At 72.8% G+C, this 408-nt stretch carries 1 pseudogene; it reads left to right on the top strand.

What is annotated here, in order from left to right:
- Positions 1 to 408 (top strand): annotated as a pseudogene (locus tag GVL61_RS24630) (anion permease); the annotation flags it as partial.

The raw sequence follows: 408 nt of genomic DNA, 5'->3' as shown, positions 1-408 counted from the left end.
GCTCACGCCGGCCATGATCGCCGTGGCACGCGCGGTCGGGGCCGCTCCGCTGCCCTATCTGTTCATTTGCGCGTTCGTGGCGAACGCCGCGAGCTTCGTGCTGCCGATCTCCAATCCGGCCAACCTGGTGCTGTGGGGGGGCGGCCAGATGCCGTCGCTGCCGCACTGGATCGCGATGTTCGGGCTGCCGTCCGTGGCGGCCATCGGGATGACGTATCTGGTGCTGCGGTGGCGCTTCCGTCCCGAGATCGACCGGCCCGTCGCCGCGGAGGTGCCGTCGCATCCCCTGGGCACGGGCGGCCGCCTGGCCGCCGCGGGGCTCGGGGTGTCGGCGCTGGTGCTGATGGGCTGTGCATGGTGGCGCATTCCGCTGGGCGCGCCGACGCTGGGGGCCGCGCTGCTCACACT

Origin of the sequence: Novosphingobium sp. 18050 (assembly GCF_902706195.1) — a bacterium.
GTDB lineage: Bacteria > Pseudomonadota > Alphaproteobacteria > Sphingomonadales > Sphingomonadaceae > Novosphingobium.
Note: the sequence above shows the minus strand (reverse complement) of the source record. Positions and strands in the feature narration are given on the sequence as shown.